Below are 20,810 nucleotides of genomic sequence, written 5' to 3' on the forward strand. Positions count from 1 at the left end.
CCACATCAGCCACTACCCGGTCGCCGCGCAGCTCTGCACCCAGCAGGAACGTATCACGGCCGCTGTTAACGTTCAGCGTCTCATCCGCATGAACCTGGCTGTTATGGTTGACCAGGCTGGAGCCATTCTCTTTGCTCTGCGAGCGGCTGGCACCCACATCCACACTGAAGCCATTTTGCTGGCCAATCAGTGAGAAACTCACGCCCAGCGAGTACTGATTACCGCTGCTGTTACTCTTTTCTTTTTCCGTATTCAGCGCAGCGGTCAGACTGATATCGCGCCCGGCGCTCAGCAGGACATTCTTACCGGCAATATTGACGCCCTGACCCTCGATATCCTGGCTGGCTTTAAGAATGACCGATTCCCCGGCTGCCAGCTGACTCCCCAGCTGTTGCTGGTTCCGGTAATCCTGCTGTTCTTTTGATGACCCGGCGGAAACACCCACACCCACGCGGATCATGGATGAGTTATAGGCATCCTGCGCCACGTTAGCCGCCGTGGTCAGCCCGGCCTGCGCTGCATAAATAGCCGTCAGACGCGGATCGCGTCCTTTTTCCTGCGAGCGGGCAGCACTTTCCAGCGCCTGCGCGGCCGTCACTGCCCAGCCGGAGGCGTAGGCGGTGGCTGCATACTGTGATGAGGAGAATTCACTGCGCGTATGCAGACGATCTTCGCTGACGTCCAGGCGTATATTTTCGCCACTCAGCACCAGCGATTTTCCGGCGCTGATATCACCACCGTTTACCGAAACATCCTTCTTCGCCTGCAGTGAGACGTTGCCCTGCTGGCTGGCAATCTGGCTGCGCAGCGTGCTTTGCTGGTTGCGAAGGCCGGACTCGAATTATCTTCTATTCTTTTGAAATAGCGATAAATATTGATTTTTAATTTTTGGACTTGCCCCCAGAATGGACTTTAATTACAAAAGCTGAGAGGAAAGTCACAAAAATTGGTGGTTTATGCGCTGCATTAAAGGCTCGTCAGGTTAAAAAAACCTCTTTAGCTTTTAACTCGTATCGCTACGAACACTGGCTTCAATATGGTAAAACTTATCTCTACAACTAACAGATTTATAAGCCTTTACCTTTACCTGCCCCTCTACGAAATCGCCGCATGTTATATTAATTATCATATTTAAAGTCGAAATTTATTTTACCATTTTTTATATCTACGACAATGGTACATTGCGTCCATACTGGTTTCCCATTGGTCATATTTTTTTCAATATATATATTTCTCATTTCTGTTAATAGCAATCGAAGATCATGACTTGCCAGGCCGTCAGGAACAAACCAACTTTCGTTCCCATCAAAATCAATATAGTCGTATTCATACTCACACGACTCCCCATCTAAAGAAAGCTTTGCACGAACAATAATCCTTTCCGCATTAGCAGGGCCTGCATCAACTAAAAGTTGGCCAATTTTATAATTAAAAGTTTCTAATTCACTCATTTTGTCCCTCCAGGCATATTATTGATGTTTTGTACCACGGGTCGGCCATCATTGACAGAATAAACGACGTCAAAACTGGCTGGTCTGGGGCTATCATCGATATAAACTGGATTTATTTTTACCTTAACGGTGTTACCAGCCTTAAGTTCATTAGCCCATTTGTTTTCTAATTGTTTCCAAACACCTCGGTTAAGCTTAGCGTCCATAGGAACAAGATTAATTTTCTCTCCTGGACCATCAAAAATACTGGCGATCAAATGTCCACCTTCATCACCGTCAAGGCCACATTTTCCTGCTTTACACTGCTGATATTTATTACGATCCTTTGTATTTAGCTTTAACGTTCCTTCTACTGAATCAACCCGTCCTGCAGCGTCAGTTCTGAACGTTTTATCACCATCAACCTTATAAAGTGTATTAGGCTTTGGATTATTTAACTCTTTTGTCCAGTTGTTTTTACCGCCTGAATTTAGGTGAACTATATCTAACCCGGAAGCAGCCTCTGGTTCAACAATTTGCTTGATCGTAGTTGTACCAAACTTTTTCCCTGTTTGTTTCTCAACAGCCATTAGGGCGCTCAGTTCTGCAAGCTCATCCAGTGCTTCTTTGCTGACTTTACCTGTCGTAAGGGCGATGCCCAGGCCAGCAGGTACAGCATCCCCCATACCGGCTTCCGCAAGCCATATGGAAACCTGGTTAGCACACAAAACCGGATTCGCGGAGCACGTCGCAGCCGCCGCTTGTGCACTCGCTACCAGCGCAGGTGTCGCTGCAATTATTGCTGCGCCTGCGGCACCACCGCCCAGAGCTAAAGCGATCGCTTTGTTAACCGCCAGACCACGCTGGCACGCAGTCCCACCAGCATCCGTTGCACAAGAAAGAACATCTTTCCCATGTGCCTGTACCAGGCTCGTTTGCCCAGGCTCAGTACCACCCATCAGATTATTTTCTACGGTGGTTTTCCCGGCCTGCGCCCCTGCAACAGCATTCGCACTACTGTCTCCGATCAGCCCACCTGCAAGGCCGGACGCCAGTGTCGCCAGGACGCTTACCGTCTGTTTTTGTTCCTCATTCAGTTCACCGACTTGTTTTTTGTACAGCTCAAGGGCAAGTTTGCCGGCAATCTCACCTGCTGCCGCTCCGGCAGCTGCCGCAGCAGCATTCTTGCCAGCGGCTGCCGCCAGTGCGGCGTTGACCACCGCGTGAGCAATAACTTTCGCGGCATCATCCTTAACGTTTTGTCCGATGAGATAAGCAACCTCTGGTGCTGCGGCTCCCGCAAGCGCAGACTTAATATCGCCGCCAGCCAGAGCCTGCACTGCCGTTGTCGCAGCAGTGATGCCGCGCTGCAAGCTACTTCCCGTGCCATACTGCGCTTCTGCAATTCTGCCCGCCTGCTCGGTAATTTCTTTCTCGGTGGGAGCCTGCTTACCCATTCCGACCAGTTTTTCTTTCGCCGCCTGCAGTGCAGCCGGGTCTTTCATCGCCTTCTCTTTGGCAATTTTTCCTTGTGTACGGGCAATATCCATTGCCTGGCTGCCAATATCGCTGATGAGGCTGACCGCCTTCAGGCGGTTTTGCTCCTTCTCCTTGTCAAAGATCGGGCTGATGCTGTCGTTGGCGTGTTCCGTGTCACGGCTGAGCGCGGCCACGTCCTGCTTCTGGTTCTGCTGATCACGGACAGTAATTGTGCCGTCAGCCACTGCTGCCTGTGTAGTACCTTCCGCGTGGCCGCTGTGGCTTGCGGCAGAGAGCATACCGCCCGGCATATTCCCTGTGAACTGACCGCCGCCAAACGAACCGCCACCGCTCAGGCTTATCCCGCTATGGCTAACTTTATAATCTGCCTCATTATGGAGATCGCTGAAGCCCAGGGTGCCGGTATCAAGCCTGTTTTTATTCGCTGCGGCAGTGGAGGCGATGACAGCGCCGTCCAGTTGCGTGTGGTTGCCGACATTGACATCAAAACCCCCGTTCCCGGCGAACAACCCGGTCTGCTCCTGCACCGAGTCGTAGTTACTCTTCATCTTGTCCTGGCTGGCGCTGATGTAGCCTGAACCGGTCATGCTGCCAAAGGTGAAGCTGCCGCCAGCTGCCACGCTGGTCTGCTTCGACTTGTAATCATTGCTGTCCTGCTGGCTGCTCATCCAGAGATCGCGACCGATGTTGGCGGTGATTTTATCGCCGCTGACCTGTGCGCCATTCAGAATGGCGTCACGCCCGCTGGTCATGGAAACCACGCCGCCGCTGTCCAGCGTTGTCTCCGTCCATGCCGTGCCGTTGCCCTTATCGTTGCCTTTTGAGGCGTTGACGTTGGCGAAAACGCTGATACCGTAGCCGTTAGTACCGCCGCCAATGCTGACACCCACGCCACCGCCGCTGCTGCTGTTTTTACCGGTAGTTTTCTGGGTATTGGCTGCACCGCTGAGTACAATATCGTTCGCGGCAGCGATCGTCGTGTCGCCTCCGGCTTTTAGCTGGCTTCCCGCAATCACAATATCGCCGCTGTTCACTGACTGGCCTTTGCCTGTGGCAGTGACAGCAAGATTATTCCCGGCGTTCAGCGTGCTACCTGCCACGCTGTCACTCTCTGCATGCTGTTCAGATTTTGAACTCTGCGAGGTCAGCGAGATGCTGACACCAATACCATTGTTCGGATCGCCTGTGGCCTGCGCCATCGCCACACCCTGCGCCGCCTGCACACCGGAAAGGGCTGCTTTGGTCGCCTGCAGAGCGGCCAGACGATCATCGCTTTCACCTTTCACTTCCTGAGCGGTCTGGACGGCGCTGTTAATTGCCGAGCCCACCGCGCCGGAGAGCGCCACTGTCAGGCCGCTGCTCTTCTGCTCGAAGGTCTGGTCACTGGTGCGTTTATCATGACCCGGCTCAATAATGACGCTATCGCCGGTCAGGGAGAGATCCTTTTTCGCCACCAGGTCCGCGCCGCCCACATGCAGTTGGTCACCTGCGTTAATGGTCACGTTGCCGCCGTTGCTGCCAACGGTGCTCATACTCTGGCTCTGGGTGGTGCCTTTCTCTTTCAGATCCTGTTTGGTCTTACTACTGCCAATGGTAAAACCGATGCCGCCAGAACCCATCAGGCCGCTCTTTTTCTTCTCCTTGAATTGCCAGTTCGAGTCGGTGTTGGTGGCGGCTTCGATGCTGACGTTATGCCCGGCGTTCAGCGCCACATCGCCATCGCCCACTACCGCAGAGCCTTTCACCAGCAAGTCATTGCCGGATTTCAGGGTAACGTTATCGCCGCTCAGCAGCGTACCGGACTCACGCGTGGCGCTCTGCTCGGAAATGGTGTGGGTTTTGGTTTTTTTCAGGAAACCTTTTTTGGTTTTAGTTTCTTCCTGGTAGTGGTAATCGCTCTCGGTGGCGGTGATAAGATTGATATCGCGCCCGGCCTGCACGCCAATATCACCTTTCGTTGTCACCTGTGCCGCTTCGGCGTTCATATCGCGCCCGGCAATAATCGTCGTGCCCGCGCCGCTGGCAATTTCCGTACCCTGCTGGCGAACCTGCTCATTGATGATGGTTTTCTTTTTCGCTTTATAGCTGTCGCCCTTCGTGGTTTCTTCAGCCAGAAGGTTCACATCACGGCCAGCCTGTATACCGACCTGCTGTTCTACCACCAGTCCGGCAGCCTGCGAATTGATATCCTGCCCGGCGGTCAGCGTCAGATTGCCGCCCGCGCTGACGGTCGTCCGATCCAGGCCAGTGCTGTGGCTTTCACTGTCGCCGTTACGGCTGTTATGGCTGGTTTGCTGTGCATTCAGGTTCAGGTCATTGCCTGCGGAAAGCTGCGCGTTTTTGCCTGCGCTGATATCACTGGCGCTCAGTGTCAGATCGTTACCTGCCAGCATGGCAAGATTGCCGCCCGCGATGATAGCGCTGCCTTGCCAGGAAACATCTGCATCGCTTGTTGCGGTTTTGCGACCAAAACCGGACTGGCCAAAAGCGTCATTTTTCGCAATAGCATTGACGGCAATATTGCCGCCAGCATCCATCAGCAGATCGCCACCTGCATCCAGTGTGGAGCCGGTGAGGGTGATATCCTGTCCGGCAGCGAGCGACAATCCATCCAGCGCAGTGATATCAGCAATGCTGCCGAGGGTGGTGTCCTTCAGGCTAATCGAGCCGTATCTGCCCTTCGCATCCAGCGAATACTGGTCGGCCAGGGTAATGTTACTGATGCTGCCGTCGAGGCTATCCAGCGCGACTGTTTTGCCGCTGATGGTGGAGCTGATGTTACTGATGTCGCCAATAGCGCTGAGATCGACTTTACCGCCTGCTTTCAGCAGCGCATCGTTGCTGTTGGTTATCTGCCCCGCGCTGTTGACACTGAGATCGTTGCGCGCCAGTAGCGTGCTGCCGCTGTTGGTGACATTCCCGCCTTCAAGGCTGATATTGTTCCCGGCAATCACGCTGCCGTTATTGACGGTGACATCTTTCGGCGACAGGTAGAGCTTGGGGATCAGCACCGTTTCGCCATTAATCGTCGCGCTTTCCCACCACAAAATGCTGTGGTCGAGGGCAGCGATCTGATCGGCAGAGAGGGCAATGCCAAATTGCAGGCCGAGCGACTGCTGCGCACTGGCGGCGTTATCCATCAGGTACTGCATCTGCGCCAGATCAGAGCCGATACCGTTGAGATAACGGTTACCGGTCTGGTTCAGCAACGCATTGCTGACGTAGCGGGTGTCGAACGCCGCATCACCGAGGAAACGGTAGTCATAATCCGGGTTTAGCCTGATGCGATCCAGCATGTAGGACGAGCCGAGGAACTGCTTCTCGTCGGTGTAAGCGCTGTTGGTTTCGCGGGGCGAGGAGGGTGGGGTGATGCCCAGCAGTTTGTTCAGATCGCCAAACAGCGCTGGATCCAGCGCACCAAGACCATCGAGTTTCGGGTTAACGGTGATCAGGTACGGGCTTTTCGGGTTTTCGGAAACGACAAAGTAGCCGTTATTTCCTGAAGGCAGCGGATAGGCGCTGGTATCGACGGATTTTCCCTGATACTGGCCGGGCGCGCCGTTGCCGGTGTTCTTGAGTACCGCATTCGTCACACCCGCGTTGGTCAGGCTACCGGCATTACCGAGGCTGGCACTGTCTTTTTGCTGGCCGCTGATATGACTCAGCGCTGCGCCGGACACGTTGCTATTATCCAGCGCACCACCGCCGTTAATCTGTTGCAGGGCGTTTTGCAATTGATCCTGCCACTGTAGCGAGTTGACCGCGACCGGCGAATTCGTCAGCGCCTGTTTTGCCACGCTACCGCCGATACTCTGATTGCTCAGGGTATTCAGGGAGGGGGTAGAAATCGTTGAGCTTACTCTGCCTGCGTTTGAAGCCGTTGTTGTATTGCTGATATCACTGGTGAAATTAGCCGCTACATTACCGCCCGCCTGAATAACTGCACGCGCAATTGTTCCACTTGCTTCATACTCCTGGCTTCTGTCCGAAAGAACATAGCTAACGCTACTGGCATTAATATTTGTGGCTTTATAAGTTAAATAAGTAGTGGTCCTGCCTGACTGATAGCTTTTATTATTCAGCGTTGTACCCAACATATTTATATCATGGCTGGCAGATACATCACTGGCATCATTATCCAGCCTGGCAGCCTGAATACTGATATCTTTGCCCGATGCGATTCTTGCTGCGCCAGCATTACTGCTGACATCAGATATGATCTGTTCAGTCGCAAAACGCTGCGTTTTTCCAGACTCAGTTAACTGGTAAGAAACATTAAAGAAAGGCTCACCCATCGTGCAGGCACCTGGATATGATGGAAATGCATTACAACTACCGACATAAACTTGGGTTCTTATTGATACTTTTTTGTAACTCCCTGGGGACATGTCCTTGAGCGACATACTGAATGATGCATTTCCCACATAACCAGGGTTTGTTATCTGGATTGTGCCATTTTTTACAGACAGCCCATCCCGCTGGTTCAGCAAATGCCCGGTCTTAACAGAAATATCACCATTTCTGGTTTCGATATTCCCTGACGTGTTGATGACTTCACTGTTGGCATTACCCGCCGCATCGCGTTGCAGCCAGAGGTTATTTCCCGCCAGCATATCGCCGCGCTGGTTGGTAATACTGTTGGCATAGAGCGCGAGGTTATTTGCCGCGTACAACAGTGCAGTGTTCACAATACTTCCCGGCGCGCTCAGCGTCAGGCTGCCGAGCGTCCCGGCAAAACCGTTGGCGGTGATATTCCCCCGACTGGCAAGCGTAATATCGCTGCCGCCCTGCAGCGAACTATTGCCGTTGAGCACAATATTGCTGCCGCTTAATGTGCTGGCGCCGCTGCCGGTGGTGATTTGCCCGCTGTTTGTCAGCTGGCCGCCCGCGCTGAGGTTAACCGCCTGGCCCTGCATCACGCTCTGGTTATCAATCGCCCCGTTGCTGGTAATACTCAGCGTTTTACCCGCCGCTAACTGGCTTTTCCCGCTAAACGCATTCGTCAGCTTCAGCGTCAGGTTACCCAGCGCCACCACCTGGCCCAGCGCATTCATCCCGGTTGCGCCAACAAACAGATCGCCGCCGCTGAACAGCTTCCCGGAAGCGGACTGATCCACCTGCGTCGCGTTAACGGTCAGCTGATTGTTGCCGAGCAGCGTGCCGTTATTGGTGAGCTGTCGGTAATTCAGCGTCAGGCTACCGGCCTGGGTGGTGCCTTTATTGATGAAGGTATCGCCGGTCAGCGTCATCTGGTCGGCAAGCAGCGTCCCGCTTGCGGCATTGTTTGCCGCGTTAAGGATAAGGCTGGTCGCCTGTAACCAGCCCGCGCCGCTGTACTGCGGCGTGGTTAATGTCAGGCGGGTGCCGGAAAGCATTTTGCCTGCGTTCATCGCCTGAGCGGTGGCATCAATGCGGGTTTCCCCTGCGCCCTGAATCAGGCCGTAGTTGAAGAGTGACGGCGTGGTGAGCGTCAGCGCGCCTGCGCTTACCGCTTCTGCGCCGCTACGGTTCGTCAGTGTCGCGGCGGATACCGTCAGGTCTGCGCCCTGTAATTTACCTGCGTTATCTACCGAAGCCGCGTTCAGATTCAGCGCGCCGTTGCTGGCAAGAGTGGCGCCTGCCTGCTGGGTGAGATTGCCGGTCAGCGTCGCGGTCAGGCCATCGCTACCGCTGATGGTCCCGCCGTTAGCCAGGGTGTCCGCGTTCAGCGTCAGGTTCTTCGCCGCCCACTGCCCGTCATTGGCCAGTGCGAGTGCGTTAAGCGCTGCTGTGCCCATGGCGGTGATTTTGCTGCCCGCCGTGGATTTCAGGTTGCCTGCAAGCGCCATGTTCAGCGCCCCGGCGCTTTGTATCGCCCCGCTGTTATCCAGCGACTGCGCCGCCAGCAGGATTGTATTGCCCTGCCAGAGTCCGGCGTTACTGACCGTTCCGGCGTTGATATCCAGCGTGCCCTGTGTCAGCAGCGAACCTTTTGCGCCGTTGATCAGCGCCAGCTGAGGCGTCGCCATCGCCATGCGCGCCATCAGTGTTGCGCTCACCTGGCGGTTATCCAGCGTCAGGTTATCCAGCCCGGTCAGCGTGCCGTTGTTGATGATTTGCGCTTCGTGTGCCGTCAGGGTTTTACCCTGTATGCTGCCGTTATTGGTGAGCTGTTGCCCGCGCAGGGTGATATCCCCGGCGCTGAGTAACTCGCCGTCGTTGTTCAGCGTCTGCGCACGAATATTCATTGCCTCCTGGCTGGTCAGCGTCCCCGGCAGCGCCAGCGTTCCGGCCACACCCGCGGTCAGGCCGCCCTGGCTCAGTAACGTACCGCCAAGCGTCCAGTCATCGGCCGTCACCGTGACCTGCCCGCCCTGCAGCGTGCCGTCGGTGGAAAGTTGCCCGGCGTTAACAGTAAAGCCACCACCGCTCAGCGTGCGCGAGCCCGCACCGGTGGTAACCCTGTCGGCGTCCAGTGTCAGGCCGTTCGTCCCCTGCCACAGCCCGTCGTTGTCCAGCGTGGCGGCGTTCAGCGCCAGTGTGTCGCCAGTGATGCGCCCGCTGTTGCGGATACTCTCTGCCCGTAAATCTGTAAGACCGCCGCTGATAAGCTGGCCGCTGTTACTGATATCACCGCTATAGATTCCGCTCAGGCCGTGCTGGCCATTGATGACTCCGGCGTTATCCAGCGTGGTGCCGGTGAGAGCCACGGTGTCGCCCTGTACCGTTCCGGCATTATCCAGGCTGCCATCAAGCGTCAGTGCCCCGCCGGAGAGCCAGCTTCCGCTGGTTGTGTTAGTGATAGAATCAGCCGTGGCCTGCGCCTGCTGCGCGCCCTGAATCAGGCCGCTGTTGCGAAGGGTTTTCCCGGTCAGGGAGACAGTGCTGGCGGCAATCTGCCCGCTGTTGCCAGTCTGGTCTGCGTGCAGCGTGGCGGCATTGTGCGCCAGCAATGTACCGCTGTTGGTCAGCGTATCGCCGAGCGTGATATCCAGCGCGCCCGCTTCCAGGCTGCCGCCGTTAAGCAGTTGGCGGGCGTTGAGCGTCAGCCCGTCTTCAACATAAAACAGCCCCTGGTTTTCCAGCGAATCCAGGTTCAGGCCCAGCGCACCACCGCTGGCAAGCTGGCCATTGCTGCCATTAAAAAGCGTCCGGGTGGCCAGCGTCAGGCTGTTATTGCCCTGTAAAGTGCCGTTGTTGGTAATATCAGGCGCGCTGATGGTGAGGTCTTTTGCCGCCAGTTTGCCGTCATTCGTAAGCTGTGCGGTACGGATATCAGCCAGCCCCTGGCTCAGCATCTGCCCCTTGTTGTCGAGCGTGCTGCCAGATGCAACGCTGAGCTTCTCCTGCGCCTGTACCGTGCCGCCGTTGCGCCAGTTATCCGCTGTCGCTGTCAGGCTGCGCCCCTGCATTCGTCCGTCGTTATCAAAAGTTTTGCCCTGCAACGCCAGGTTGCCGCCGCTGACAAGCTGCCCGTTCGCGCTGTTGGCAAGTGTAGCGCCGCCCCATGCCAGGCTGTCCGCGCCCTGAATCAGGCCGCTACTCTGCAAATCACCGTGCAGGGAGAGCACTTTTGCCATCAGCGTGCCGCTGTTATCTGTTGCGTTGGCCTGTACCGTCAGCGCCTGCTGGCTGACGATTTTGCCCCGGTTATCGAGCGTGCCGTTAACGCTGGCATTCAGGCCGTTCTCACCCAGCGCAACCCCGGTATTTACCCACTGACCGGTCGCCAGGTTAAGCGTATTGCCCTGTATCTGCCCGGCGTTATCCAGGCTGTCGTTTTTAAGCGTGATATTACCGTTACTCAGCAGCAGGCCGCCCTGCTGGTTGGTCAGTTGCCTGCCGGTAACGGTCAGCGCATCGGTTCCCTGCAGCGTGCCGCTGCTGATGATATCCGCGCCCGTGAGCTCGAAATTTTCCGCCGCAACAAGGCCGCTGTTCAGCAGTACCGGTGCATTCAGCGTCAGTAAATTGTCCGCCACCATGCGCCCTGTTGACGCGTTGTCGAGCTTTTGCCCCAGCGTCAGTAACAGCGCGGTAGCGTTAAGACTGCCGCTGTTATCCAGCATCTGTCCGGTCAGTGTCAGCGCGCCCGCACTGCGCAGCGCCCCGCTGTTGGCGGTGTTCTGCGTCGCCAGCGTCAGGGCGTTACTGCCCTGCACGCTACCGGAGTTGTTCAGGGTTTTCGCCGTGACAGTTGTGTTCCTGGCCGCCACCACGCCGCTGGTGTTGATGCTGTCTGCCGTCAGGCTGAGCGCGTCATCCGCCAGCAAACGCCCGCTGCTGGCGAGGCTTTCATAATCACTGAACAGGCTGACGCCGTTTATTTCGCCGCCATTGCTCAGGCGGTCACCGTGCAGATGCAGGTCGCCATCGGTGGTAATTAAGCCGCTGTTATTCAGCCCGGGAATGGAGAGCGTTAAATCCTGCGCACTGTAGAGCGTGCCGCCGGAGAGGTTATCCAGCCAGTCCGTTTGTAAGTCCAGCGCACGGGTGCCCTGTAACAGCCCGCCGTTGGTGATGCGACCGCTGCTGAGGTTCAGCGTATCTGCAACCAGCGTGCCGCTGTTGGTGATGCTGTCCGGCCCGTTCAGCGTGATGGTATGGGCGTTTGATTTCCCGCCGTGGCTGAGTTGTTTTGCCGTTGCTTCGAGCGAGCCTTTCGCCGCCTGCGTGCCGTCCAGCGTGGCGTTACCGACAGCGGTCAGCGTCATATCGCTGCCGCTTTGTAACTGCGCATTTCGCCGGGTCTGTAATTCTCCGGCATGAACGCTCAGCGCCTTATCCGCATTGACCTGCCCGTCCAGATCGGCGGCGGCCTGCGCCGTCAGTGTCACATCGGTTTTGCCGGTAATAACGGAGTCGTTCCCCGTGGTCAATGCCCCGGCGTCCACGCGCAGAGTGCCGTCAGAAGCCAGCGTGCCGCTGTTCTGTACGCTGTCCCCCCTCACCGCGAGCGTCTGCCCCTGCAGGGTGCCGCTGTTGGCAAGCGTGGTGGTCGTGGCGGTAAGTTTGCCTTTCGCCGCCACCGAACCCTGGTTATCCAGCCGGTCAGCGGTAATGCGGGTATCGCCGCCAGAAATCAGTTTTCCCTGCTGATTAATACGCTGCGCCGTCAGCGACACATTCCCCGCCGCATTAACCTGGCTGGCGCTATCGCTGGTGAGTTGTGTCCCGGTAAGCGCCATATCGCCGCCGCTGGTCAGCGAGCTGCCGTTCAGTTGCGTGCTGCCTGCACTGCTGAGCATCAGTTTGCCGTCGGCAGCCAGCGTGGCGTTATTTAGCGCCAGATCCTGCGCACTGCTCAGCGCTATATCCCCGCCCGCCTTATGGCTGCCATTCAGCGTGACGCCTTCACCTTTCGCCGCCAGAGAACCGCTGGCGATGCTGTCCCTGAGAACCATCTTACCGCTGGCATCAAGCTGAATATCGCCCTGGCGCGCGGTGAGGTTGCCGAGGTTCACCCCGACGCCTTTTTCGCTTGAGACCAGATGAATGCGGTTAGCGTACATGCCGCCGAGCGCGCCGGTGTCCACCGCGACAGACGGTGCCTTGCCCTCTCCGGTTATCGCCGTGGCTTTACCGTTCGCATCTACCCGGTTGGCCCCGGTGGTGACGGTTAAATCTTTTGCATGAATGGCGGCGTTGACTTCCGTGGCGCGGGAGATCAGCGACAGGGCGTCGCTGGCGCTGGCATCCAGCCCCTTCCCTTCCACCGTAATGGTGCCCTTTGTTACTTCCAGCGCTGCGAGGTTGCCCGCTGCATCAAACTGCGGCTTGCCGGTGGTCAGCGTCGCATTCGGCGTATTGATAAAACCACAGCCGTTACAGGTGATGCCGTAAGGGTTGGCGACCATCACATTTGCCGCCTTGCCCGCCACCTCGGTGTAGCCCTGCAGCTGCGAACGGCTGCCGCCGGTCACTTCGTTAATAATGCCGCGCGCTTCCTGCCCGGCGCGCAGGTTCGGGTTGTTCTGGATAAGCCCGCCAAGCTGCGTCTGCGTCAGCTGTCCGGTGGCGTTGTTGAGGATTAATCCTTCCTGGCCGACGTTGTAGTCCTTAAACTGATTATGTGAGATGCCCGCCCCGTTGGGCGTGGCGATATTCACCACCGGCACGCCGTTGGCGGCTTTGTCCATCGTGGCCGGGCCTGCCGGCGTGATGGCCGCCGCAAAAGAAGGCGCAACGGGCTGCCAGACCAGCAGGGCGATAATCAGCCAGCTCAGCGCACGCTGTGAAAAACCAACCGGTTTGGCAGTATTCATCTTTTTTATCCTTAAAAAATGACAGCAACGCGCCAGTTCACACTGACGTGGTCGGGGGCAAGCCAGCCGGGGTAGCGCAGCGGTGTGCCGACGGAAACCTGGCTTGCCAGCCAGCGGCCGTTGCTGGCAAGGCCTGCAGCCGCGCCCCAGAGGGTGCCGCAGGCATAGTTATCGAGACGGTCTTTTTCCAGCCAGCCGCCATCCAGCGCCACTGTTGTGCTGATTTGCCCGAGCACAGGCAGGGTGAACAGGGAATAATTCAGTTCGTTGCGCCAGTAGCCGCCGTTATCGCCGGAGAGATACTGCTCTTTGAAACCGCGCACCGAGCTTTCGCCGCCGATGGTCAGGCGCTCGCTGCCATAAAGACGGTCCGGCGACCACTGGCCATACAGGCTGCTCAGCCACCATACGTCGTTTGTGAGCGGGCGCTGGAAGCTGGCGCTCAGGCTCCACTTACGAAACTGCGCGCGCGGCACATCGCCGGTTTTGCCTTCATCGGTTTCCGCTCCGAACCAGGGCATGCCGTGGCTCCAGACCGGGTTAAAGGTGGCGACGCCGCCGAATAGTTTCTGCGTGTGGCTGATGCCAAGCTGGAGACTGGAAAGTTTGCGGGTGCTGCTGGAAAGCGGCGCATCGTTAAGCCAGTTACGGCTGCTGCGTTGCGTGACACCCGCCACGAGCGCGGTTTTGATGTTGCCGTTGCGAAACACCACCCGCGAGGCATTCAGGCGGTGGGTTCTGGTGTCGCCGGTGGAAATCCACGGGAAACCCATATTCATAATGGTGGTGCGGTAGTTGCTCCAGGCGTAGCTGTAATCCAGCAGGGAATAACCGTAGGGAAGACTGACCCCGGCCTGAAAATTCTGCGCGTCATACGCGCTGGCGAAATCGCTGCTGCGCCCGCCGCTGACAAACCATTTATCCGCCAGTCCGAGCAAATTATTCCCGGTCAGGGAGCCGTTTAACTGTTTTTCGCCGGTGCTTTTCTGCCCGCTGTTATCCAGCGACAGGGAAACACTTAATGGAAATTCCGGCGTGGTGGTTAAATTCACAATGGAATAACCCGGTTCGCTGTCCGGCAGGATTTCTATCTGCACCGGTTCACTGCGCAGGCGGTTAATCTGCTCCATCCCCTGTTCGATATCACGTAAATTTAAAACCTTTCCTTCGAGGCCGGGGAATACCATTTTCAGCATACGCGGCGATTTCCCTTCAAGGCGTATCTGCTTTAATTTTCCTTCCAGTACCACAATATGTAATTCACCGTGAGAAAGGTCCTGTTCGGTGAGAAAGGCACGGCTGGTAATATAGCCGCGGCTGATATACCAGTCAGAAATCGCGGCGGTCAGCGCGTTTATTTTTGCCATATCCAGGCAGCGGTTCTGCCAGGGGGAAATAAGTTTCTGCTGCGCTTTTGCGCTGATAAGCATGACGCCGTCGAGCGTGATGGTATGGATATCAAAGCAGGGGCCAGTGGCGGGTAAGCCGGGCGCCGCCTGACTGGCGCGCGGAAGCGGCGTGCTGCGCTCCAGCTCGTCGCGCTGCTGTTGATTCTGAATTAACAACTGTTCCTGCTGCTGAAGGACAGCATCACGGTCAGCAGGAGATAAGGGCGCGGCCTGCGCCGTAGCCATAAATAATAATAACGCTACCAAACAGCGCATGTTGCCCATCCCTGACGAAATACCCGCACCCTGGAATTTGAGTTAGGTTAATTTTATTAATTAATTTTATGCATCTTCTTACAGAATAAAATAAAAGGCAATGTCGTTGTAGTAAAAAGAGAGTTTGCGTCTGTATTTGGCTTTAGGACTGAATATATTCGGCGAAAAAATTAACTATAATCCTTACTGATAAAAATTATAACCTGGCGGATCAGAATTTATTTATAATTTAAACCCATTTTCATCAGGTAATAATATTTATATTGTGTAAAATCATCAATGGTTATGTTGTATAATATATTTTATATTTATGTATAAGATCGAAATGCTATCTTATCTATTTTTAATAACAGACTCATGCATCTGAGTTTAGTGAGTCCACTGACCAGTAATCCGGCAGCCCTGGTTTTAAATTAAGACATAAATCGTGAGGGCCTCCGTACGCTCAGAATTGCTGTTTGAAGAGTTTACAGGGCATCCGGATGGTTCAGTTCTTCTCTGTTACCCACGCGATGATCGCGAAGACAGCCCTGCGGGGATTGTTAAAGAAGTCAGGAGCGACTAACGGCAAAGCAGGTTTCGAATCTGCTTAATTATCCTGTGGATTAATATTCCCGATGGCGTGTTTTGCCGGCTTAATCAGAGCCGCACGTAACCACCCAAAGCATAAAATTTAGCGGGCAAATTTCCTCGATCCGGCAACACAAAGGATCACGCCAAGCGTGACGGCAAGCATTAGCGGACTTACGGTTTCGTGCAAAATCGTTACAGACAGGCCCAGGCCAAAAAACGGCTGTAACAGTTGTAATTGCCCGACTGTAGCGATGCCGCCTGCGGCGAGACCTTTATACCAGAAAATAAAACCAATAAGCATACTGAAGAGTGAAACGTAACCCACGGCAATCCAGGCTCTGGCACCGATGGTATGAAAATGTTGAGGCCGAAACAGAAACATGGCAATCAGCATAATGGGAAGTGAAATAATCAGCGCCCAACTAATTCAAGCACCGCAATTTTAGTCGCGGGTAAAGAACCACTGAAAATCACCACGCCTAAGAATCCATTCAGCCAGCCGGAAAATACGCCTGAGTCTGTTTTATGCGTCGCTGAATTAACCATGTGGGCCTCACTTTACAGGATGGCATCAGGGATTGAGCCATAAACAAAGCGATGGTAGTTTGCTTAATCTAATACAATCAAATTATTGTCATGGATACATTTCATGAAAGCGCGTTATAAAACAATCGTGGATGACTATGCGCAGGCTATCCGTAGCGGGAAACTTCCGGCAGGCACTCGGCTTGCGACACACCGCCGCCTGGCCTCTGAAGAACATATCTCACTGGCGACAGCGACCCGTGTTTATGCCGAGCTGGAAGCGATGGGGCTGGTCAGCGGAGAAACCGGGCGGGGAACGTTTGTCAGGGAAATTTCTTTACCAGCCGGGCACGGTATAGATCAGCTTGCCGTCGCGACAGATGTTATCGATCTCAATTTTAATTATCCCTCCCTGCCAGTGCAGGGCGAACTATTACGTGATGCGCTTAAACAAATGTCTAGCGCAGGCAATATCGAGTCACATCTTCGCTACCTGCCTCATGCCGGGAGACTGAGCGAGCGGAAGATTGTTGCCAGGCATTTGGCCGGGTATGGTTTTAGCCCGGATGCGGAAAATGTTCTTATCGTCAATGGGGCACAGCACGGTCTTGCCATTACTGTTATGGGGCTTCTCCGACCGGGAGATGTGGTGGCGGTCGATGCGCTAACATACCCCGGATTTAGGGTTCTGGCGTCGTTTTATCATCTTGAGCTCGTTGCCATACCTTGTCACGCGGATGGACCTGATCTGGATGCGCTCCGCCAGCTTTGCCAAAAAAGACTCGTTCGTGCGATATACACCATGCCAACTCTGCACAATCCTCTCAGCTGGGTGTTAAGCCGCGCGCAACGGAAAGCATTGGTTGAGATTGCTCGTCAGCATGATTTGCTGATTATTGAAGATGCTGCGTATGCCTGGTTAGCGAGAAGATCGCCGCCTCCGGTTGCTTTTTATGCGCCGGAAAGAACGGTGTATGTCACCGGTTTTTCAAAAAATGTCGCCACAGGATTGCGAGTCGGGGCGGTGATTGGTCCGGCGCAGCATCGTGCTGCACTGGAGCGTGCGGTACGGGCTACGACATGGAATACAGCTTCGCTGATGACCACTCTTATTTGTGGGTGGATTCAGGACGGAACCGTTTCACGACTGGAAACGTTGAAAAGGCGCGATGCGCGGATGCGTCAGTTGGCCGCGCGAGAAATCCTCGGAGCGCTACCTTATATCGCCCATCCGGCTTCGTATTTTCTCTGGCTTCCCCTGGAAGAAGAGAGCAGAGCCGATCGCCTGGTAAAAATGCTAATGGACAGCCATATTTCAGTTTCTACTGCAGAACCATTTTGTATATCGTCCAACGTACCGCAGGCGATACGCATAGCGTTAGGTTCCGTTCCGATTGATATTTTACGTGATGCCCTATTAAAAGTGCGGGAATTAGTAGGGCTGGAACAATATCGATAGATATATAACGTGGTGCTGATGGAATAATACATCAAAGCCTGTTAACAACCGGAGTTTTTATGCATTGCTCATCACAGCGTAATCGAACTGCATCAGTGGATTGAAGAAGTATTCACCGGTCGTTCTGGCCATCCCGCTGTGCTGGCAAAACTGCTCGACAGTTTTAGCCCGGCGTTCAGCATGGTGACCACGCAAGGGCTGACGATAGGCTTAGCTGAGGTGGAAGCACTTTTTCGCAATAATGCCAGTGGGCGCCCGCATCTGCACATAGAAATTGAGGCATGTGAAACGCTCCAACTGACAGAGGACTCGGTAGTGTGCCGTTACCGGGAAACGCACCGCAATCAGGGCGATGTGCAGGCACGCTGGTCGGTTGCCATCATTGATATTCACGATGGTAAACCGCTCTGGCGTTATTTACACGAAACGATGATTGCGGAGTGATAATAAATCTTGCTTTGAGCGAGCAATGAAGCGTCAGGATATAGTTTTTCTACAGATTAACCTAAATACCCCAGGATTCCCCTGGCATGATTCAACATCAGGCTTATTGTGCGACCGTATAGATAATGCTGACAATCTTCATCCTGGTTCGGAGGATTTAAATTATTTAACGAAATCGTCCCCATATATTGAGGACGATGAGTGATAAAGAGTACCGTATGGAGGATAACTGGCCACGTCAGTCGACTCGGGTGCGGGTAAGCTATATGGCAAACTGATGCATTTCGTCGGGCATATTGGACCATCTTTTGCGCAGATTTGCTGGCTCAGGCCTGCACTGAGCCAGGTGGGCCACCTTCCGGACGTAAATCCAGGCGTTGGTGTGGGAACAAAGGTGGAAATACATTATCAATACGTTATAGCATTATCCTTTCAACAAACCGCATCCTCCCACAGCAAACAGGAAGAGGTTTTGGCCGTCACATGTTCCCACATTATTGATGAAAATTTAAAAGAAATGCCTTCATAAGGTTGTATTTCATTATGGCTTATTGCATTAGGATGGAAAAAATTAATATTGCTGATAATGGCATCCTTAAGGGTCATCTTAAAATAAAATTCATTGCCGCCATAGCTGGCTGTTCTGTAAAAGGAAAAAACGCATTCAAGTTTTTCATTCTCGCCTAAAGCCTGTGCCAGCAGTGGCGTAGATTTATCAATTGGCTTCCTGATTTGAAGGGGCTGCATTGCCACCTGTTCGTCCCGGCGGACGGTATTGCTGACCTCATAAACAATTATTTCATCTTTATGGATCATTTGAAATTTATTACCTACTGAATCAATAGCGGAACATCCTGAGGAGATTAATCCTTGCTTATCGCCTGTTATGCTTAAATAAATAATATTAGACATAGCATTCCCTGTTGAGTGTGCATTCCTTGCGGCAGTCAGTAAATTATCATGAGCAATAGTAAGCTTCTGCTAAAAAATAGACAACGATGCATTTAGCGCAAAGGCATATATTGATGGAATGGTTATCATTCTGCGAATGATATATATATTGTGGAAATGATTTATGGAGGATATATCAACGACAGCTTTGGAAAGCCGTAACGCGCCAGGAGTGACAGGCTTGTTTGCAAAAGTAAAACGATCGGTTTACTTTTAAAGTATGCAAAAACGAAAAGATATCATCCAGGCTGCTGAACAGCTGTTCTACAAAAACGGTTTTCACGGCACAAGCACAGACCGAATCTGCATTGAAGCAGGGGTGTCCACGCGCACGCTTTACCGCTATTTTCCCTCTCGCGAACAGCTCACCGAAGCTGTGATGATGGCGCGCAGAGCGCGGTTTTTCTCGGGGTTATATCCGCCAGACAACCCGCAAGCTATCGAAAGATTATTTGGGGAGCTTGCACGCTGGACTGCGGAATACGGTGCGGATGGCTGCTTCTTTTTGAAGCTGTCGGGCGAATATGCACAAGAAAACATGCGACTGTCAGCATTGGCACTGGATTTCCGTTACGCGCTACGGGACTACATTTTTACCTGTGTTAAAAGTGTCGGGCTGGCTGATGCTGTCTGGATGCTCTTCGAAGGCGCCATTACCGCAGCAGTGATCCTCGGCCCGCAGGCTGCTCATCATGCCGGTAATGCTGCCGCTATCCTGATGACTCACAAGGAGGAGGGTGAATGAAAACATCCCGCGCTCTGGCGTTGACGGGTTTTTCGTTAATCGCTGTTTCCTACGGGCTGGCTCGCTTTTCGTGGGGATTGATGCTGCCAGCGGTCACGCAAGACATTCCTTTTAGTGCTCAGGTTGCCGGGATCATTGCGGCCTGCAGTTTTGTAGCCTATTGCGTGGCAATAAGCACAGCATCACGGCTAACGGCTCGCTTTGGTCCCCGACGGGTTGCTGGCGCATCCGCTATTTTTGCAACGGCAGGCTTGCTACTGCTTGCGGTTTCCGCCTCCCCAGTAATGTTGGCGGCAGGCATCTTTATCGCGGGTCTGAGCGCCGGGCTTTCATCTCCAGCGCTTGCGGTCGCCGTTAACCGAGCCATCAACGAGCAACTGCACACGCAGGCCAACACGGTTATCAATGCAGGAACAGGGGCGGGGATAGTTCTCTCTGTGCCGGTGCTACAGTTTTTACCCGGCGGATGGCGAGCGGCTTGCGTAGCTTTTGCTTTTCTGGCGCTGCTCTGCCTGCTGCCGGTAATGCGCTATTTGCCTCGCGAAGGCCATTCGTATGAGCGCAAAAACTGGCGGCAAACGTTTTTCCAGCGGCAGGTCATTCGCCTGGCGTGCATTGCGTTTATGAGCGGTGTGGCAAGCGCAGCGTGGTGGAGCTTTGGGCCGAATGTATTGCGCGAGCATGCGGGCGTAGCAAGCAATATTATCAGCATACTGTGGCTGGTGTGTGGTGCGGCGGGCATGGCAGGAGCGCTAACCGGCCCGGTTAGTCGGATCATTGGCATGCGGCAGGTGTATCGTCTGGCACAACTCTTTATGGCGGTGCCGTTGCTGTTAATAGCATTCAGCCACGCATTTTCCTGGTGGATGATTCCCGCAGTCGCTTTGTGCGGCGTGGGTTATATCACACTCTCTGGCGTGCTGCTGGTTGGCGGCACGCAGGTAACGCCGGACTCACCGGCAACAGGAGTGGGCGTGGCCTTTTTTATGCTGGCAGCAGGCCAGGTAGCAGGATCTGTGGTGTTTGGCATTATCTATACGCATACCGGGGCGTTACCCGCATTGCTGTGTTTTGCCATGCTCTCGCTGGTTATGCTGTGCTACGTGCCAGAGACCGGAGCGGAGCCGGGCAGGAAAAACGCTGAGGCTCGGTATTAATGCCTTAATTGCGATGTCGCAAAATAGCGCTGGATATAATATAAAAATCAACTATCTCACTATTTTTTAAGTTCTTTTTTATAATTCTGAGTGCTATGTATGATGTTAAATGTTTTTT

11 protein-coding genes are annotated in these 20,810 nt (G+C 54.3%); 5 read left to right on the plus strand and 6 right to left on the minus strand.

The features are described from left to right. The 4 genes from ACTU3N_RS01870 to ACTU3N_RS01885 form a co-directional block, all read right to left on the minus strand. A partial coding sequence (locus tag ACTU3N_RS01870) for a hemagglutinin repeat-containing protein (protein ID WP_443084611.1) occupies positions 1-808 on the minus strand: 808 nt, incomplete at its 3' end. 310 nt (positions 809-1,118) lie between these two features. Beyond that, positions 1,119-1,451 (minus strand): hypothetical protein, encoded by a 333-nt coding sequence (locus ACTU3N_RS01875; protein WP_443084437.1) that lies wholly within the window; start codon positions 1,449-1,451, stop codon positions 1,119-1,121. Beyond that, a complete protein-coding gene (locus ACTU3N_RS01880) occupies positions 1,448-13,174 on the minus strand; it encodes a hemagglutinin repeat-containing protein (RefSeq protein ID WP_443084438.1) in 11,727 nt (3,908 codons plus the stop codon). Before ACTU3N_RS01880 ends, ACTU3N_RS01875 begins: the two co-directional genes overlap by 4 nt. 11 nt (positions 13,175-13,185) lie before the next feature. Continuing rightward, positions 13,186-14,838, minus strand: a complete 1,653-nt coding sequence (locus ACTU3N_RS01885; protein ID WP_443084439.1) for a ShlB/FhaC/HecB family hemolysin secretion/activation protein — start codon at positions 14,836-14,838, stop codon at positions 13,186-13,188. Positions 14,839-15,265: 427 nt separating this feature from the next. Here ACTU3N_RS01885 and ACTU3N_RS01890 point away from each other — a divergent pair, with 427 nt between their 5' ends. Continuing rightward, positions 15,266-15,403, plus strand: coding sequence for a bacteriocin immunity protein (locus ACTU3N_RS01890; protein WP_443084440.1), 138 nt, complete (start codon positions 15,266-15,268; stop codon positions 15,401-15,403). Between the two features lie 108 nt (positions 15,404-15,511). On the opposite strand, the gene ACTU3N_RS01895 is transcribed toward ACTU3N_RS01890, so the two are convergent. Then, the gene (locus ACTU3N_RS01895) at positions 15,512-15,838 is read right to left on the minus strand and encodes an EamA family transporter (RefSeq protein ID WP_443084612.1); all 327 of its coding nucleotides are present in this window, start codon (positions 15,836-15,838) and stop codon (positions 15,512-15,514) included. A 222-nt stretch (positions 15,839-16,060) separates the two neighbouring features. On the opposite strand from ACTU3N_RS01895, the gene ACTU3N_RS01900 reads away from it, so the two are divergent. Both ACTU3N_RS01900 and ACTU3N_RS01905 read left to right on the plus strand, forming a co-directional pair. Next, positions 16,061-17,395 carry an aminotransferase-like domain-containing protein gene (locus ACTU3N_RS01900; RefSeq protein ID WP_443084441.1) on the plus strand — a complete coding sequence of 445 codons (1,335 nt, stop codon included), beginning with the start codon at positions 16,061-16,063 and terminating at the stop codon, positions 17,393-17,395. A gap of 138 nt (positions 17,396-17,533) precedes the next feature. Beyond that, positions 17,534-17,839 (plus strand): hypothetical protein, encoded by a 306-nt coding sequence (locus ACTU3N_RS01905; RefSeq protein ID WP_443084442.1) that lies wholly within the window; start codon positions 17,534-17,536, stop codon positions 17,837-17,839. Between the two features lie 432 nt (positions 17,840-18,271). Here ACTU3N_RS01905 and ACTU3N_RS01910 read toward each other — a convergent pair whose 3' ends face one another. Next, positions 18,272-18,751 (minus strand): Hcp family type VI secretion system effector, encoded by a 480-nt coding sequence (locus ACTU3N_RS01910; protein WP_443084443.1) that lies wholly within the window; start codon positions 18,749-18,751, stop codon positions 18,272-18,274. Positions 18,752-19,010: 259 nt separating this feature from the next. Here ACTU3N_RS01910 and ACTU3N_RS01915 point away from each other — a divergent pair, with 259 nt between their 5' ends. Further along, entirely contained in the window at positions 19,011-19,535 is a 525-nt protein-coding gene (locus ACTU3N_RS01915; RefSeq protein ID WP_443084444.1) for a TetR/AcrR family transcriptional regulator, read from the plus strand. After that, positions 19,532-20,692 (plus strand): MFS transporter, encoded by a 1,161-nt coding sequence (locus tag ACTU3N_RS01920; protein ID WP_443084445.1) that lies wholly within the window; start codon positions 19,532-19,534, stop codon positions 20,690-20,692. Before ACTU3N_RS01915 ends, ACTU3N_RS01920 begins: the two co-directional genes overlap by 4 nt. Positions 20,693-20,810: the final 118 nt, after the last annotated feature.

The sequence above is a fragment of the Vagococcus sp. WN89Y genome (assembly GCF_052220145.1).
Taxonomy (GTDB): Bacteria; Pseudomonadota; Gammaproteobacteria; order Enterobacterales; family Enterobacteriaceae; genus Kosakonia.

Coding starts and splice junctions, on each gene's coding strand:
- ACTU3N_RS01875 (WP_443084437.1), bottom strand. CDS start 1,451: ATGAGTGAATTAGAAACTTTTAATTATAAAATTGGCCAACTTTTAGTT.
- ACTU3N_RS01880 (WP_443084438.1), bottom strand. CDS start 13,174: ATGAATACTGCCAAACCGGTTGGTTTTTCACAGCGTGCGCTGAGCTGG.
- ACTU3N_RS01885 (WP_443084439.1), bottom strand. CDS start 14,838: ATGCGCTGTTTGGTAGCGTTATTATTATTTATGGCTACGGCGCAGGCC.
- ACTU3N_RS01900 (WP_443084441.1), top strand. CDS start 16,061: ATGAAAGCGCGTTATAAAACAATCGTGGATGACTATGCGCAGGCTATC.
- ACTU3N_RS01910 (WP_443084443.1), bottom strand. CDS start 18,751: ATGTCTAATATTATTTATTTAAGCATAACAGGCGATAAGCAAGGATTA.
- ACTU3N_RS01915 (WP_443084444.1), top strand. CDS start 19,011: ATGCAAAAACGAAAAGATATCATCCAGGCTGCTGAACAGCTGTTCTAC.
- ACTU3N_RS01920 (WP_443084445.1), top strand. CDS start 19,532: ATGAAAACATCCCGCGCTCTGGCGTTGACGGGTTTTTCGTTAATCGCT.